We start from the raw sequence: 15,679 nt of genomic DNA, 5'->3' as shown, positions 1-15,679 counted from the left end.
GCGCGACCGCGATCCCGGAGGGGACCGACACGTTCCCCGCCGAGGTCGTCGCGCGCCTGGAGCAGGACGCCAAGGAGCTCATCGGCCGCTACCCGAAGCCGAGGTCGGCGCTCCTCCCGCTGCTGCACCTGGTGCAGTCGGAGGAGGGCCACGTCAGCCGGGCCGGGATGCGCTTCTGCGCCGACCAGCTCGGCATCACCCTCGCCGAGGTGAACGCGGTCGCGACCTTCTACACCATGTACCGCCGCCGCCCCGGCGGCGACTACCAGGTGGGGGTGTGCACCAACACCCTGTGCGCCGTGATGGGCGGGGACGAGATCTTCGCCGCCCTCAAGGAGCACCTGGGCGTCGGCAACAACGAGACCACCGAGGACGGCAAGGTCACGCTGGAGCACGTCGAGTGCAACGCGGCCTGCGACTTCGCGCCGGTCGTGATGGTCAACTGGGAGTTCTTCGACAACCAGACCCCGGACTCGGCCAAGCGGCTCGTGGACGACCTGCGCCTGGGCAACGACGTGGCGCCCACCCGCGGCCCGGCGTCCCTGTGCACCTGGAAGCAGGCCTCCCGGGTGCTGGCCGGGTTCGACGACGGCCGCGCCGGCGAGGGCGTGCAGGCCGCCGGACCCTCGCTGGCCGGGCTGGCCCTCGCGCGCGAGCGCGGGTGGACGGCGCCCGACCCGTCGCCCGCCGCCAACCCTCAACGGACGCCTTCGGCGCGGTCTTCTTCCGAACCCGCGAACCTTCCCCGTCCCGCCCAGGGTGAGGAGGAGGCCAAGTGACCACCCTGACCCCGGTCCTGTCCCACAACTGGGACCGACCCGACTCCTTCACCCTGGAGGGCTACCGGGCCGACGGCGGCTACCAGGCCCTGCGCAGGGCGCTGGCCATGGAGCCCGAGGCCCTCGTCGACCTGGTCAAGCAGTCGGGCCTGCGCGGGCGCGGCGGCGCCGGGTTCCCCACCGGCATGAAGTGGGGCTTCCTCCCGGCCGACAACCCCAACCCGCGCTACCTCGTCGTCAACGCCGACGAGTCCGAGCCCGGGACCTGCAAGGACATCCCGCTCATGCTCGCCAACCCGCACTCCCTCGTGGAGGGCGTGGCGATCGCCTCCTACGCGATCAAGTCGAGCCAGGCGTTCATCTACGTGCGCGGCGAGGTCGTCCACGTCATCCGCCGCCTGCGCAGGGCCGTCGCCGACGCCTACGCCGCCGGGCTGCTGGGCAAGGACATCCTCGGCACCGGCTTCGACCTCGACGTGGTCGTCCACGCCGGGGCCGGCGCCTACATCTGCGGCGAGGAGACCGCCCTGCTGGACTCCCTGGAGGGCTACCGGGGCCAGCCCCGGCTCAAGCCGCCGTTCCCCGCGGTCGCCGGGCTCTACGCCTCGCCGACCGTGGTGAACAACGTCGAGTCCATCGCCAGCGTCCCCAGCATCGTCCTGGGCGGCGCCGAGTGGTTCACCTCGATGGGCACCGAGAAGTCCGCCGGGTTCGGGTTCTTCTCCCTGTCCGGGCACGTCACCCGGCCGGGTCAGTACGAGGCCCCGCTCGGCATCACCCTGCGCGAACTGCTCGACATGGCGGGCGGGATCCGCGCGGGCCACCGCCTCAAGTTCTGGACGCCCGGGGGCTCCTCCACGCCGATCTTCACCGAGGAGCACCTGGACACCCCGCTCGACTTCGAGTCGGTGGGCGCCGCCGGCTCCATGCTCGGCACCCGGGCACTCCAGATCTTCGACGAGACCACCTGCGTGGTCCGCGCCGTCGGCCGCTGGATCGCCTTCTACGCCCACGAGTCCTGCGGCAAGTGCACACCCTGCCGCGAGGGCAACTACTGGATGGTCCAGGTGCTGGACCGCCTGGAGCGCGGCCAGGGCACCGAGGCCGACCTCGACAAGCTCCTGGACATCTGCGACAACCTGCTCGGCCGGTCGTTCTGCGCCCTGGGCGACGGTGCGACCAGCCCGGTCATGTCGTCGATCAAGCACTTCCGCCAGGAGTACATCGACCACGTCGAGCAGGGCGGCTGCCCCTTCGACCACTCCAGGTCCACCCTGTGGGCGGACCGCCCGACCACGACGGGAGGGAACCCGTGACCGTCACCACCAACACGCCGGGCGGAGCGGCCCCCGCGCCCCCGCCCGAGGACCTGGTCACCGTCACCATCGACGGTTTCCGCATCCAGGTGCCCAAGGGCACGCTGCTCATCCGCGCCGCCGAACTGCTCGGGATCCAGATCCCGCGCTTCTGCGACCACCCGCTCCTGGACCCGGTCGGGGCCTGCCGCCAGTGCCTGGTGGAGATCCCCGACATGGGCAACGGGCGCGGCATGCCCAAACCGCAGGCGTCCTGCACCATCACCGTGATGGAGGGGATGGTGGTCAACACCCACCTCACCTCCCCGGTGGCGGAGAAGGCCCAGCGCGGCATCATGGAGTTCCTGCTCATCAACCACCCGCTGGACTGCCCGGTCTGCGACAAGGGCGGCGAGTGCCCCCTGCAGAACCAGGCGATGTCCACCGGCCGGGGCGAGAGCCGGTTCATCGACGTCAAGCGGACCTTCCCCAAGCCGATCCCGCTGTCCAGCCAGGTGCTGCTCGACCGGGAGCGCTGCATCCAGTGCGCCCGCTGCACCCGGTTCGCGGCGCAGATCGCAGGCGACCCGCTCATCGAGCTGATGGAGCGCGGCGCCAAGGAGCAGGTCGGGATCGCCGGCGGCGAGCCGTTCAACTCCTACTTCTCCGGCAACACCGTGCAGATCTGCCCGGTGGGCGCCCTCACCGGGTCGGCCTACCGGTTCCGGTCCCGCCCCTTCGACCTGGTCTCCACCCCCAGCGTCTGCGAACACTGCTCCGGCGGCTGCGCCCAGCGCACCGACCACCGGCGCGGCAAGGTCACCCGCCGCCTGGCCGGCGACGACCCGCAGGTGAACGAGGAGTGGAACTGCGACAAGGGCCGGTGGGCGTTCACCTACGCCACCCAGAGCGACCGGCTCACCCGGCCCCTGGTGCGCGACGAGGACTCCCGGGCCCTGGAGTTCGCCTCCTGGCCGGAGGCCGTCTCCATCGCGGGCCGCCGCCTGGCCGCCGCCCGCGGCCGGGTCGGCGTCCTGACCGGCGGGCGCCTCACCTACGAGGACGCCTACGCCTACGCCAAGTTCGCGCGGGTCGCCCTGGGCACCAACGACGTGGACATGCGGGCCCGCGCCCACTCGCGGGAGGAGGCCGACTTCCTGGCGGCCCGTGTCGCCGGGACCCCGATCGACGTGGACTTCACCGGCCTGGAGAAGGCCCCGGCCGTGCTCCTGGCCGGGTTCGAGCCCGAGGACGAGTCGCCCTCCACGTTCCTGCGGCTGCGCAAGGCCCACCGCAAGCGCGGGCTGAAGCTGTACTCCGTCGCCGGCCATGCCAGCCTCGGCCTCACCAAGGCGGGCGGCACGCTGATCGGCGCCGTTCCGGGAGACGAGGCCCGCGTCCTCAACGCCCTGGAGGACACCGCCCCCGAGGCCGCCGAGGCCCTGGGCGCGCAGGGCGCGGTCATCGTCGTCGGGGAGCGGCTGGCCGCCGTCCCCGGCGCGCTCACCGCCGCCGCGGCGCTGGCCGACCGCACCGGCGCCCGCCTGGTGTGGATCCCGCGCCGGGCCGGGGAGCGCGGCGCCGTCGACGCCGGGGCCCTGCCCGGGCTGCTGCCCGGCGGCCGGCCCGTCTCGGACGCCTCGGCCCGCGCCGAGGTCGCCCGCGCCTGGAACGTCGGCACGCTGCCGCCGGAGCCGGGCCGCGACACCGCCGCCATCATCGAGGCCGCCGCCCGCGGCGAGCTCGACGCCCTGGTCGTCGCCGGGGTCGAGCTCGACGACCTGCCCGACCCCGAGGCCGCCCGCGCGGCCCTGGCCCGGGTGCCGTTCATCGTCAGCCTCGAACTGCGGTCGAGCGAGGTCACCGACCGCGCCGACGTGGTCTTCCCCGTCGCCGCCGTCGCCGAGAAGTCCGGCACCTTCGTCAACTGGGAGGGCCGCCACCGGCCCTTCGGCGACGCGCTCAAGGTCCCCGGAGCCCTCTCCGACCTGCGGGTCCTGTCCGCGATCGCGGACGAGATGGACGTCCACCTGGGGCTGCCCGACGCCGCCTCCGCCTACCGCGAGCTGCTGGAGCTGGGCCTGTGGGCGGGGGAGCGGGCCGCGGCCCCGGCCGTCCGCCCGGTCCCCGTCCCCGAGCCCCGCCCCGGCGAGGCCCTGCTGTCCACCTGGCGCCAGCTCCTGGGCACCGGGCGGATGGAGGACGGCGAGCCGTTCCTGGCCGGGACGGCCCGGCCGGCCCGCGCCTACCTGTCCCAGGCCACGGCCGACGAGGTCGGGGTGCCCGACGGCGGATCGCTCCGCGTCACCGGCACCCGGGGCTCGGTCACCGTTCCCGTGGTCGTCACCGACATCGCCGACCGGGTCGTCTGGCTCCCGGCCAACGCCAGGGGCTGCGACATCCGTCGCGATCTGGGCAGCGGCGCGGGCGAGACGGTCCTGCTGTCGGCGCCGAGCACCGCCGGGAGGCACCAGTGACCCCCGTCGCCACCAGCGTGGCGCACCTGGCGTCGGAGGAGACGCTCAGCGCCTTCGGCAACGACCCGTGGTGGATCACCACCATCAAGGCGCTCGCCATCTTCGTCTTCCTGATGGTGTGCGTCCTGATGATGATCATGGCCGACCGCAAGGTCATGGGCCGGATGCAGCAGCGGCACGGACCCAACCGGATGGGCCCCTGGGGCCTGCTCCAGTCCCTGTTCGACGGGATCAAGCTCTCCCTCAAGGAGGACCTGATCCCCGAGGGGGTCGACCGGTTCGTCTACATCGCCGCCCCGGTGATCGCCGCCGTCCCCGCGTTCATCGCCTTCTCGGTCATCCCGATCGGGCCCGAGGTGAACCTGTTCGGGGTCGTCACCCCGCTCCAGCTCACCGACCTGCCCATCGCGGCCCTGGTGGTCCTGGCCACCGCGGCCCTGGGGGTGTACGGGTTCGTGCTCGGCGGCTGGGCGTCCCAGTCGCCCTACGCCCTGCTCGGCGGCCTGCGCGCGTCCGCCCAGGTGATCAGCTACGAGATCGCGATGGGCCTGTCGTTCGTCGCGGTCTTCATCATGTCGGGCACGCTCACCACGTCCGGGATCGTCGAGGCCCAGCGCGGGCTGTGGTTCGCGGTGCTGCTGCTGCCGTCGTTCCTGATCTACCTGGTCACCATGATCGGCGAGACCAACCGGCTCCCGTTCGACCTGGCCGAGGGCGAGGGCGAGATCGTCGGCGGCTTCATGACCGAGTACGGGTCCATGAAGTTCACGATGTTCTTCCTCGCCGAGTACGTGAACATGTGCACGGTCGCCGCCGTGTCCGTCACGCTCTTCCTCGGCGGCTGGTACGCCCCCTTCGGGATCGGCACCGCCTTCCCCGGGGCCAACGAGGGCTGGTGGCCCGCCCTGTGGTGGCTGCTCAAGTTCGTCGGCGTCATGTTCCTGTTCATCTGGGCGCGCGGCAGCCTGCCCCGGGTCCGGTACGACCAGCTCATGCAGTTCGGCTGGAAGGTCCTCATCCCCATCCAGCTGGTGTGGATCACCGCCGTCGCGGTCGTGCGGATGCTCGTCCTGGACGGCGCCTCCCCGGTCGTCATCGGCTCGGTCGTCGCCGCGTTCACCCTCGCCACCCTCGTCGCGTTCTACGCCTGGCTCCGGTCGGCGCGCCGCGAACGCGCCGAGGAGGCGGCCCAGCGCGCCGAGAACGCCCGCCGCGCACACGAGGACTCCGCCTTCGGCGGGTTCCCGGTGCCACCGAGCACCGCACCGCACTACGGGAGCAGCGTGCTCGCCGAACCGCCGCGGACGGCCCCGGCCGCCGCGGGCCGCAGCGTCAAGCAGAAGGGGGAGGTCACCGGTGCTTGATTGGCTCAATCCCGTCAAGGGTTTCGGCGTCACCTTCCACACCATGTTCAAGAAGGTGCCGACCGTCGAGTACCCGGAGGTCAAGCGCCCCACGGCGCCGCGCTTCCACGGACGGCACCAGCTGAACAGGTGGGCGGACGGGCTGGAGAAGTGCATCGGGTGCGAACTGTGCGCCTGGGCCTGTCCCGCCGACGCCATCTACGTCGAAGCCGGTGACAACACCGACGACGACCGCTACTCGCCCGGTGAGCGCTACGGGCGGGTCTACCAGATCAACTACCTGCGCTGCATCCTGTGCGGGCTGTGCGTGGAGGCGTGCCCGACGCGCGCCCTCACCATGACCAACGAGTACGAGCTCGCCGACGACAGCAGGCAGAGCCTGATCTGGACCAAGGAGCAGCTGCTCGCCCCCCTCAAGGAGGGCATGGAGGCGCCGCCGCACCCGATGCGCCTGGGCGAGAGCGACCTCGACTACTACGCCACCGGCCGCGGCCAGCACGGCTCCCAGGACGGGCACCACGAGAGCACGGAGGCGGTCCGATGACCCCCTCCGCCCTCCTCGCCTCCCCCCTCGGCCCGACGCACGAGGTCCACCTCGCCGCCCCCATCGGCGGCGGGGAGGCCTCGGCCTTCTGGATCCTGGGGACCGTGGTCCTGCTCGGCGCCCTGGGAGTGGTGTTCTCCCGCAAGGCCGTCCACTCGGCCATGTCCATGGCGCTGACCATGGTGGGCCTGGCGATCTTCTACGGGATCAACGCCGCGCCCTTCCTCATGGTCGTGCAGATCGTCGTCTACACCGGCGCGGTCCTCATGCTGTTCCTGTTCGTGCTGATGCTCATCGGCGTCAGCTCCGCGGACTCCCTCAAGGAGACCCTGGGCGGGCAGCGGCTGCTCACCGCCGTCGTCGCCCTGTGCTTCGTCGGCGCCCTGGCCACCGGCATCACCCGCATCTCCGTGGGCGACCCGGTCGGCCTGGCCGCCGGGACCGCGGCGGCGGGCGGCAGCATCCCCTGGATCGCCGGGGAGCTGCTGCTGCGCTACGTGGTCGCCTTCGAGGCCACCGCCGCGCTGCTGGTCACCGCGGTCCTGGGCGCCCTGGTGCTGGCCCACACCGCCCGCACCAAGAAGCGGCGCACCCAGCGGGAGATCTCCGAGGACCGCATCCGCGGCGACCACCCGACCCCGCTGCCCGGGCCCGGCACCTACGCCCGGCACAACGCGATCGACATGCCCGCGCTGCTGCCGGACGGCCAGGTCGCCCGGCTCTCGCTCAACCCGGTGCTCACCGCCCGCGACCCCGAGTACCAGTCGCGGGTGCCCGACGACGTCCGGGCGGGGCGCCCGCCGCTCCCCGGCGGGGGGTCGGACTCGGCCCACTCCAAGGAGGGCGAGCCCACCGCGGGGGCCGAGGCCCACCCGCACGAGGCGGGCGCCGGCGACCGGGCCCAGGAGAACGGCGACGGGCAGGAGGTGGAGTCGACATGGACCCGATGAACTACATCGTCCTCGCGGCGCTGCTGTTCACCATCGGCGCGGTCGGCGTGCTCATCCGGCGCAACGCGATCATCGTCTTCATGTGCGTCGAGCTGATGCTCAACGCCTGCAACCTGGCGTTCGTCGCGTTCGCCCGCATGCACGGGGACATCGAAGGGCAGGTCATCGCCTTCTTCGTGATGGTCGTCGCCGCCGCCGAGGTGGTCGTCGGTCTCGCGATCATCATGCAGATCTTCCGAACCCGCAGGTCCGCGTCGCTGGACGACGCCAACCTGCTCAAGCACTAGAAGGCGACGTGGCAGTGCAACAACACACTCTCCTCGCCGCCGACACCGGGACGGCGGTGGCCGCGGAAGGCGCGGTTCTGTCGAACGCCTGGCTGCTCATCGCCCTGCCGCTGGCCGGCGCGGCGGTCCTGCTGCTGGGGGGCAAGCGGACCGACTCCTGGGGCCACCTGCTCGCCACGGCGCTGCCGGTGGGCTCGTTCGTGTGGGCGGCCCTCATCCTGTTCGACCTCCTGGGCCGGGCGCAGGACGCGCGCAGCGTGTCGGTCCCGGTCTACGAGTGGTTCTCGGTCGGCGAGTTCACGGTGGGGGCGGACCTGCTGGTCGACCCCCTGTCCATCAGCTTCGTCCTGCTGATCACGTTCGTCGGGTCGCTGATCCACGTCTACTCGATCGGCTACATGTCCCACGACCCGGGGCGGCGGCGCTTCTTCGCCTACCTCAACCTGTTCGTGGCGGCCATGCTGGTGCTGGTCCTGGCCGACAACTTCGCCCTGCTGTTCCTGGGCTGGGAGGGCGTGGGCCTGGCGTCCTACCTCCTCATCGGGTTCTGGCAGTACAAGCCGTCGGCGGCCACCGCGGCCAAGAAGGCGTTCATCATCAACCGCGTGGGCGACATGGGCCTGCTCGCGGCGATCATGATCATGTTCACCGCCCTGGGCGCCGTGAGCTTCAGCGACGTGTTCGCCGCCGTCCCCGGCGCCGGGAACGGGGTGCTGGTCGCCATCGGCCTGTGCCTGCTGCTCGGCGCCTGCGGCAAGTCCGCGCAGCTGCCCCTGCAGGCGTGGCTGCTGGACGCCATGGAGGGCCCGACCCCGGTGTCGGCGCTCATCCACGCGGCGACCATGGTCACCGCGGGCGTCTACCTCATCGTCCGCGCCGGGCCGGTCTTCGAGGCCGCGCCCGCCGCGCAGACCACCGTCGCGGTGGTCGGGGCCGCCACCATGCTCGCCGGCGGGATCATCGCCTCGGCCAAGGACGACATCAAGAAGTCCCTGGCCGGCTCGACGATGAGCCAGATCGGCATGATGGTGCTGGCCGCCGGGCTCGGCCCGGTCGGGTACGTGGCCGCCATCGCCCACCTGATCACGCACGGCTTCTTCAAGGCCGGGCTGTTCCTGGGCGCCGGATCGGTCATGCACGCCATGGACGACGGGGTCGACATGCGCCGCTACGGCGGCCTGGCCCGGGTCATGCCGATCACCTTCGCCACCTTCGGACTGGGCTACCTCGCCATCATCGGCGTCCCGCTGCTGTCCGGCTGGTGGACCAAGGAGAGCATCATCACCGAGGCGTTCGGCGTCGGCGGCACCCAGGGCATGGTCCTGGGGTCGGCGGTCATCCTCGGCGCCGGGCTCACCGCCTTCTACATGTCCCGCATGTTCTTCATGACCTTCCTCGGCGAGAAGCGGTGGGACGAGGGCGTGCACCCGCACGAGTCGCCGGTGAGCATGACCGCCCCCATGGTCGTGCTGTCCATCGGCTCGGTGTTCCTGGGCGCGTTCCTGGTGTTCGGCGACCGGTTCGCGAACTTCCTGGCGCCCACCATCGGCGCCCACCCGCACCACTTCGACCTGGCCCACGCCTTCACCTCGCCCTACGGGCTGGCGGCGCTGGGCGTGCTGGTCCTCGGTGTGGCGGCGGCCTGGGCCGTGTACCTGCGCCGTCCGGTCGCGCGCACCGCTCCGAAGGGGAGCCCCGTCACCGTCGCCGCGAGCCGCGAACTGTACGGCAACGAGATCAACGAGGGGCTGTTCATGCGCCCCGGCCAGGTCCTCACCAAGGTGCTCTCCGACATCGAGGACAAGGTCATCGACGGGTTCGTCAACGGGCTCGGCGCGGGCGTGCGCGACTCCTCCCGCGGGCTCGGGCGGGCGCAGACCGGCTTCGCCCGGTCGTACGCGCTCACCATGCTCTTCGGCGCCGTGATCGTCGCCGCGACGCTGGTTGTGAGGTTGTAGACAATGATCCCCTGGCTCACCATCGCGATCGCGTTGCCCGCGATCGGCGCCGTGCTCGTCTGGGCGCTCCCGCGCACCGGTGCGGGCGGCCGGGCGCCGGCCGCGTCGGCCGCCGCCGTCGCGTCCGAAGGGGGCGGCGGCACCGCCACGGCGGTCCGCGCCCCCGCGGCCACCGCCTCCGGGGCGGCCTCCGCCGAGAACGCCAAGCGCATCACGCTCGGCTTCTCCCTGGCCACCCTGGCCGTCCTGGTCGCCATGTCCCTGCGCTTCGACACGTCGAACGCGGGCTCCCTCCAGTTCGTGGAGGAGTACCCGTGGATCCCCCGCTTCGGGGTCCACTTCGCCGTCGGGGTGGACGGCATCGCCCTCACCTTGATCCTCATGTCGGCGGTCCTGGTCCCGCTGGTGGTCCTGGCCGCCTGGAGGGAGCACGACGACCGGGAGGACGGCGGGCGCGGCTACTTCGCGCTCATCCTGGCCCTGGAGGCCATGATGATCGGGGTCTTCGCGGCCACCGACGTCTTCCTCTTCTACGTGTTCTTCGAGGCCATGCTCATCCCGGTCTACTTCATGATCGGGCGGTACGGGCGCGGCGACGAGCGGGCCCGGGCGGCCGTCAAGTTCCTGCTGTACAGCCTCGCCGGCGGCCTGGTCATGCTGGTCGCCGTCATCGGGGTGTTCGTCCACGGCGGCACCTTCCTCTGGGCCGACCTGGTCGGGGAGGACGGGGCGCTGGCCGCCCTGGACCCGTCCACCGCGCGCTGGCTGTTCCTCGGCTTCTTCATCGCCTTCGCGATCAAGGCGCCGATGTGGCCCGTGCACACCTGGCTGCCGCAGGCCGCCGGGGCCTCCCGCCCCGGCACCGCCGTGCTGCTGGTGGGCGTGCTCGACAAGGTCGGCACCTACGGCATGCTGCGGTACTGCATGGAGCTGTTCCCCGCGGCCGTGTCCTGGTTCGTGTGGCCCGTGGTGGTGCTGAGCCTGGTGAGCATCGTCTACGGGGCGATCCTGGCCATCGGCCAGACCGACATGATGCGCCTGGTCGCCTACACGTCGATCTCCCACTTCGGGTTCATCACCCTGGGCATCTTCGCGATGACCGCGCAGGCCCAGACCGGGGCCGCGCTGTACATGGTCAACCACGGGTTCGCGACCGGGGCCCTGTTCCTGGTCGTGGGGCTGCTCGTGGCCCGCCGCGGCTCCTCGCGCATCGAGGACTTCGGCGGGGTGCAGAACGCGGCGCCCAAACTCGCCGGGGTCTTCCTGGTCACCGGCCTGGCCGGGCTCGCCCTGCCCGGGCTGGCGCCGTTCGTCAGCGAGTTCCTGGTGTTCGTCGGCGTGTACGCGTTCAGCCCCGCGCCCGCCCTGATCGCCGTGATCGGCGTCGTGCTCGCCGCGCTCTACATCCTGTGGATGTACCAGCGCACCATGACCGGGCCCACCGCCGACAGCGTGTCCGGGTTCAAGGACCTGTCCGCGCGCGAGGCGTGGGCCGTCGGTCCGCTGCTCGCGCTCATCATCGCGTTCGGGCTGTACCCGCAGCCGCTGCTCGACGCGATCGAACCGGCCGCGGAACGCACCGTGGTGGCCACGGTCGACTCCGCCGAGGAAGGAGGCGCGGAGTGATCCCCCAGGACCTCCCCGTCGTCACCCAGGAGGCACCGGTCCTCGACTGGTGGCTGCTGGCACCGCTGCTCACCCTGTTCGGCGCCGCGATGGTGGCCGTGCTGTTCGAGGCGTTCGTGCCCGCCGCGCGCCGCCGCCCGCTCCAGATCGGCCTGGCCGCGCTGGCCCTGCTGGCGACGTTCGTGCTCGTGGTGCTCCAGGTCGGGTCCCTGCCCGACGGGCAGGCCGGGGTGACCGTCGGCGTCGGCTCGCTGGCCGTCGACCGGACCGTGCTGTTCTTCCAGGGCACCATCACGGTGCTGGCGCTGGTGAGCCTGCTGCTCATCGCCGAGCGCCGCGACGGCCGGGACGCGTTCGCCGCCCAGGCGGCCGCGGTCCCCGGCAGCGAGGAGGAGCGGGCGCACATCCTGGCCGGGTCGCAGCACACCGAGATCTACCCGCTGGTGCTGTTCGCGGTGCTGGGGATGCTGATGTTCCCCGCCTCGAACGACTTCCTCACCATGTTCATCGCCCTGGAGGTGATGAGCCTCCCGCTGTACCTGATGTGCGGGCTCGCCCGCAGGCGCCGCCTGTTCTCCCAGGAGGCCGCGGTCAAGTACTTCCTGCTCGGGGCGTTCTCCTCGGCGTTCTTCCTGTTCGGCGCCGCCATGGTGTACGGCTACGCCGGGTCGGTGAACTTCGGCGAGGTGCGCGCGGCCGTCGAGGCCGGCGGGGCGGCGATCTTCGCGGACGGCAACGGCGAGCCGCTGCTGCTCATGGGGATCGGGCTGGTCGCCGTCGGCCTGCTGTTCAAGGTCGGCGCGGTGCCGTTCCACAACTGGAAGCCGGACGTGTACCAGGGGGCGCCCACCCCGGTCACGGCGCTGATGGCCTCCTGCACCCTGGTCGCCGCGTTCGGCGCCCTGCTGCGGGTGTTCTTCGTGCCCTTCGGCGGCCGGATCGGGGCCTGGGAGCCGATGCTGTGGATCATCGCGGTGCTCACCATGGTGGTCGCCGCGGTCATCGCCGTGTCCCAGCGGGACGTGAAGCGGCTGCTGGCCTACTCCTCGGTGGTGCACGCCGGGTTCATCCTCACCGCCGTGGTCGCCGGGAGCACCGACGGCCTGGCCGGGGCGATGTTCTACCTGGCCGCCTACGGGTTCACCACCCTGGGCGCGTTCGCCGTGGTCACCCTGGTCCGCACCGCCGACGGCGGGCAGGAGCTGGGCGACCTGGACCGGTGGGCGGGGCTGGGCCGCCGCCACCCGCTGCTGGCGGGGGCGCTGTCCCTGTTCCTGCTGGCCTTCGCGGGCATCCCGCTGACCAGCGGGTTCATCGGCAAGTTCGCGGTGTTCGAGGCCGCCGTCGCCGCCGGGGCCACCCCGCTGGTGATCGTCGGCGTGCTCAGCAGCGCCGTCACCGCGTTCTTCTACGTCCGGATCATCGTTGTGATGTTCTTCCGGGATCCGGAGGCCGACGGGCCCACCGTCGTGCGGGCCGGGGCCGCCACCGGCGGGGTCATCGCCATCGGTGTGGCCGCCACCCTGGCGCTCGGCCTGTACCCCGGGCCGGTGCTCGACAACCTGCTGCCCTCCCCGGAGAGCGGGCAGGACCCGGTCTCGGTGATGGTGGACCAGGCGTCCACCGAGGGCGGGCGGCCGTAGGGCCCGTTCTCGAACACACCCCTGTACCGCCGGGGGCCCGCGGGGGCGCACGGGGTTCTGGAAGGGCCGAAGGCCCCCGTTCCCCGGGCGCCCCCGCGCGAGCCGGGGCGGAGCGGGGGTTCGAGGAGGCACGGCCGCGGCCCGGGCCGGATGAGCTGCGGTTCCATTCCGGTCCGGGTCGTACCCGGGTGTGGCTTTGGATGATCATTCCGGGTCGGATACCGTGGCAAGTCGGATCATGTTCATGTGCTGAGCACGCGGCGGCCCCGAGCGGCCGCCGCCGTGCCCGTTCAACAGGTGGAGCTTTACGGTGAGCGGTGCTGTCCCGAGCGGGTTTCTCGCTCTGCCGAGAGTCGACTCGGCCCTCGCCCGGGAGGTCCAGGACGGTCTCGAGAAGGTCGAGGACGTCCTGAGGGAGTCGGTGCGCGCGAGCGACCCGATGCTGACCGAGGCCGCCTCCCACCTGCTGGAGGCCGGGGGCAAGCGGTTCCGGGCGATGCTGGTGCTGCTGGCCGCGCACTTCGGCGACCCGGACATGCCCGACCTCGTCCCGGCGGCGGCCGTGGTCGAGCTGACCCACGTGGCGACGCTGTACCACGACGACGTCATGGACGAGGCGGAGCTGCGCCGCGGCAAGCCCAGCGCCAACCAGCGCTGGGGCAACACCATCGCCATCCTCACCGGCGACTACGTGTTCGCCAAGGCGTCGGAGATCCTCGCCGACCTGGGCCCGGAGGCCGTCCGCCTCCAGGCCGAGACGTTCGGCCGGCTGGTCCAGGGACAGATCCTGGAGACCTCCGGCCCGCCCGAGGGCGTCGACCCGCTCGACCACTACCTGCGGGTCATCGGGGACAAGACGGCCTCCCTCATCGCCTCCTCCGCCGAGTTCGGCGGCATGTTCGGCAAGGTCGACCCGGTGACCACCGGCACGCTCACCCGCGCCTGCGACGCGCTGGGGATGGCCTTCCAGCTCGCCGACGACCTCATCGACGTGGCCGCCGAGACCCGCGAGTCCGGCAAGGTCCCCGGCACGGACCTGCGCGAGGGCGTGCTGACCCTGCCGATGTTCTACGCGCTGCGCTCCACCGACCCGGCCGACGACCGGCTCAAGTCGCTGCTGGGCCGCCCGCTGGACGACACCGAGGCCGAGGAGGCCCTGGGCCTGCTGCGCGCCCACCCGGCGATGGCCGAGGCGGAGAAGACCCTGCGCGGCTGGTCCGACAAGGCCCGCGCCGAGCTGGCCACCCTGCCGCAGGGCCCGGCGCGCGACGCCTTCGAGGCCCTGTGCGACTACGTGGTGGAACGCTCCGGCTGACCGCCCCGCCCGCCCACCGACGGCGCCGCGTCCCACCGGGACCGGCGCCGTCGGCGTTCCCGGGGGCGTGTCCGATTCCGGCCGGGAGAGCCCCTTGCCCTGGATTTGAACGTACGTACAATCAAAAGTGCCGGTCCACTTCTCGGGAGGACGACATGCCGGGAGAACGCATCCTCATCTCGGGCGGCGGCATCGCCGGCCCGGCCCTCGCCCACTGGCTGCACCGCTACGGATTCCGGCCCACCGTCGTGGAGCGGGCGCCGGCCGTGCGCACCGGCGGCCACCGCATCCAGATCGAGGGCGTCGGCGTCGACGCGCTGCGCCGCACCGGGCTCCTGGAGGAGGCCCGCGAGCTCTCCGGCGCGCCGCCCGGGGAGATCCGCTTCGGCCACGGGGGGCGCCGCCGGGTGGTGATCGAGGGGGCCTCGCTGGTCTCCGGCGAACAGGGCCTGGTGATCCGCCGCGGCGACCTCTGCGAGATCCTGTACCGCGCCACCCGCGACGAGGCCGAGTACCTGTTCGACGACTCGGTCACCGGGATCCGCGAGACCGGCCACGGTGTCACCGTGAGCTTCCGGAACCGGCGGCCGCGGGACTTCGACCTCGTGATCGGGGCCGACGGGATCCACTCCGACACCCGCTCCCTCGTCTTCGGGCCCAAGGAGCGCTTCCGGAAGTACCTGGGGACCAACATCGCCCTCTTCGAGCTCCCCGACGACCTCGGGCTCACCGACCACGTGCGCGGCCTGGTCCGCCCCGGGCGCGGGATGCTCCTCGCGCCCTTCCCCGAGGCGGGCACCCTGGAGTGCACGGTCCTCACCCGCGACCGGGAACCGGTGGCCGACGCGGAGGAGCACAAGCGGCGGCTCCGCGAGCGCTTCGTGGGGGACGGCGAGGAGGTGCGGCGCGTGCTGGAGGCCATGGAGCGCTCCGACGCCGTCCACGTGTCCCCCTCCGTCCAGATCCACATGGACTCCTGGACCCGCGGCCGGGTGGCCCTGGTGGGGGACGCCGGCTACTGCCCCGACCCGATGACCGGCCAGGGGAGCACCCTGGCCCTGGTCGGCGCCTGCGTCCTGGCCGGCGGGCTCGCCCGGGCGGGAGGCGACCACCGGGCCGCCTTCCCCGCCTACGAACGGGCGATACGCGGCTTCGTCGACGCCAACCTCGCGATGGGAGGCACGAACACCGCCATGACCGCTCCGGACACCGGCGAGGTGGGCCTGCGGGTCCGGTCCTGGCTGTTCGGGGCGTTCGCCCGGCTGGTCTCGCTGACGGGGGCGCCGCCGGGGCTGAAGCGCGCCTACGACTTCCCGCTGGCCGACCACGTCCCGGCCTGAGCGGAACACGCCGATGGCGCCGCCGGTGCGGCGCCATCGGGCTGCGGGAAGGAGCGGCGGGACGCCCCCGGGCGCGTCGGGGGCGTTCCGGTCCCCGGGCG

Annotated in this window: 12 protein-coding genes; all 12 read left to right on the top strand. The window is 72.4% G+C overall.

Features of this window, described 5'->3' with window-relative positions; genetic code table 11:
* Window positions 1-11: 11 nt before the first annotated feature.
* The 12 genes from nuoE (at window position 12) to KGD84_RS28700 (ending at window position 15,578) form a co-directional block, all read left to right on the top strand.
* Window positions 12-779, top strand: coding sequence for an NADH-quinone oxidoreductase subunit NuoE (nuoE, locus tag KGD84_RS28755; protein ID WP_370634669.1), 768 nt, complete (start codon window positions 12-14; stop codon window positions 777-779).
* Window positions 776-2,095 (top strand): NADH-quinone oxidoreductase subunit NuoF, encoded by a 1,320-nt coding sequence (gene nuoF / locus KGD84_RS28750; RefSeq protein ID WP_220563463.1) that lies wholly within the window; start codon window positions 776-778, stop codon window positions 2,093-2,095. The genes nuoE and nuoF overlap by 4 nt, the downstream gene beginning before the upstream one ends.
* Entirely contained in the window at window positions 2,092-4,551 is a 2,460-nt protein-coding gene (locus tag KGD84_RS28745) for an NADH-quinone oxidoreductase subunit G (protein WP_220563462.1), read from the top strand. Before nuoF ends, KGD84_RS28745 begins: the two co-directional genes overlap by 4 nt.
* Window positions 4,548-5,915: an NADH-quinone oxidoreductase subunit NuoH gene (nuoH, locus tag KGD84_RS28740; protein ID WP_220563461.1), complete on the top strand. Its 1,368-nt coding sequence runs from the start codon at window positions 4,548-4,550 to the stop codon at window positions 5,913-5,915. Before KGD84_RS28745 ends, nuoH begins: the two co-directional genes overlap by 4 nt.
* Complete coding sequence (gene nuoI, locus KGD84_RS28735) at window positions 5,908-6,459, top strand: NADH-quinone oxidoreductase subunit NuoI (RefSeq protein WP_220563460.1); 552 nt, start codon at window positions 5,908-5,910, stop codon at window positions 6,457-6,459. The genes nuoH and nuoI overlap by 8 nt, the downstream gene beginning before the upstream one ends.
* The gene (locus KGD84_RS28730) at window positions 6,456-7,409 is read left to right on the top strand and encodes an NADH-quinone oxidoreductase subunit J (protein ID WP_220563459.1); all 954 of its coding nucleotides are present in this window, start codon (window positions 6,456-6,458) and stop codon (window positions 7,407-7,409) included. The genes nuoI and KGD84_RS28730 overlap by 4 nt, the downstream gene beginning before the upstream one ends.
* Entirely contained in the window at window positions 7,397-7,696 is a 300-nt protein-coding gene (gene nuoK, locus KGD84_RS28725; protein WP_220563458.1) for an NADH-quinone oxidoreductase subunit NuoK, read from the top strand. Before KGD84_RS28730 ends, nuoK begins: the two co-directional genes overlap by 13 nt.
* A gap of 14 nt (window positions 7,697-7,710) precedes the next feature.
* Window positions 7,711-9,654: an NADH-quinone oxidoreductase subunit L gene (nuoL, locus tag KGD84_RS28720; RefSeq protein ID WP_255646856.1), complete on the top strand. Its 1,944-nt coding sequence runs from the start codon at window positions 7,711-7,713 to the stop codon at window positions 9,652-9,654.
* 3 nt (window positions 9,655-9,657) lie between these two features.
* Window positions 9,658-11,280, top strand: coding sequence for an NADH-quinone oxidoreductase subunit M (locus KGD84_RS28715; RefSeq protein ID WP_220563456.1), 1,623 nt, complete (start codon window positions 9,658-9,660; stop codon window positions 11,278-11,280).
* Entirely contained in the window at window positions 11,277-12,923 is a 1,647-nt protein-coding gene (nuoN, locus tag KGD84_RS28710) for an NADH-quinone oxidoreductase subunit NuoN (RefSeq protein ID WP_220563455.1), read from the top strand. Before KGD84_RS28715 ends, nuoN begins: the two co-directional genes overlap by 4 nt.
* Window positions 12,924-13,233: 310 nt before the next feature.
* A complete protein-coding gene (locus KGD84_RS28705) occupies window positions 13,234-14,238 on the top strand; it encodes a polyprenyl synthetase family protein (RefSeq protein WP_220563454.1) in 1,005 nt (334 codons plus the stop codon).
* 155 nt (window positions 14,239-14,393) lie between these two features.
* Complete coding sequence (locus KGD84_RS28700; RefSeq protein WP_220563453.1) at window positions 14,394-15,578, top strand: FAD-dependent monooxygenase; 1,185 nt, start codon at window positions 14,394-14,396, stop codon at window positions 15,576-15,578.
* Window positions 15,579-15,679 lie beyond the last annotated feature (101 nt).

Source organism: Nocardiopsis changdeensis, assembly GCF_018316655.1.
GTDB classification, from domain to species: Bacteria; Actinomycetota; Actinomycetes; order Streptosporangiales; family Streptosporangiaceae; genus Nocardiopsis; species Nocardiopsis changdeensis.
This window is presented reverse-complemented; position numbering and strand designations above follow the sequence as displayed.

What these genes read in the sequence shown, in the direction of transcription:
- KGD84_RS28730 (WP_220563459.1), top strand. Translation starts at nt 6,456, where the DNA reads ATGACCCCCTCCGCCCTCCTCGCCTCCCCCCTCGGCCCGACGCACGAG.
- nuoK (WP_220563458.1), top strand. Translation starts at nt 7,397, where the DNA reads ATGGACCCGATGAACTACATCGTCCTCGCGGCGCTGCTGTTCACCATC.
- KGD84_RS28715 (WP_220563456.1), top strand. Translation starts at nt 9,658, where the DNA reads ATGATCCCCTGGCTCACCATCGCGATCGCGTTGCCCGCGATCGGCGCC.
- KGD84_RS28700 (WP_220563453.1), top strand. Translation starts at nt 14,394, where the DNA reads ATGCCGGGAGAACGCATCCTCATCTCGGGCGGCGGCATCGCCGGCCCG.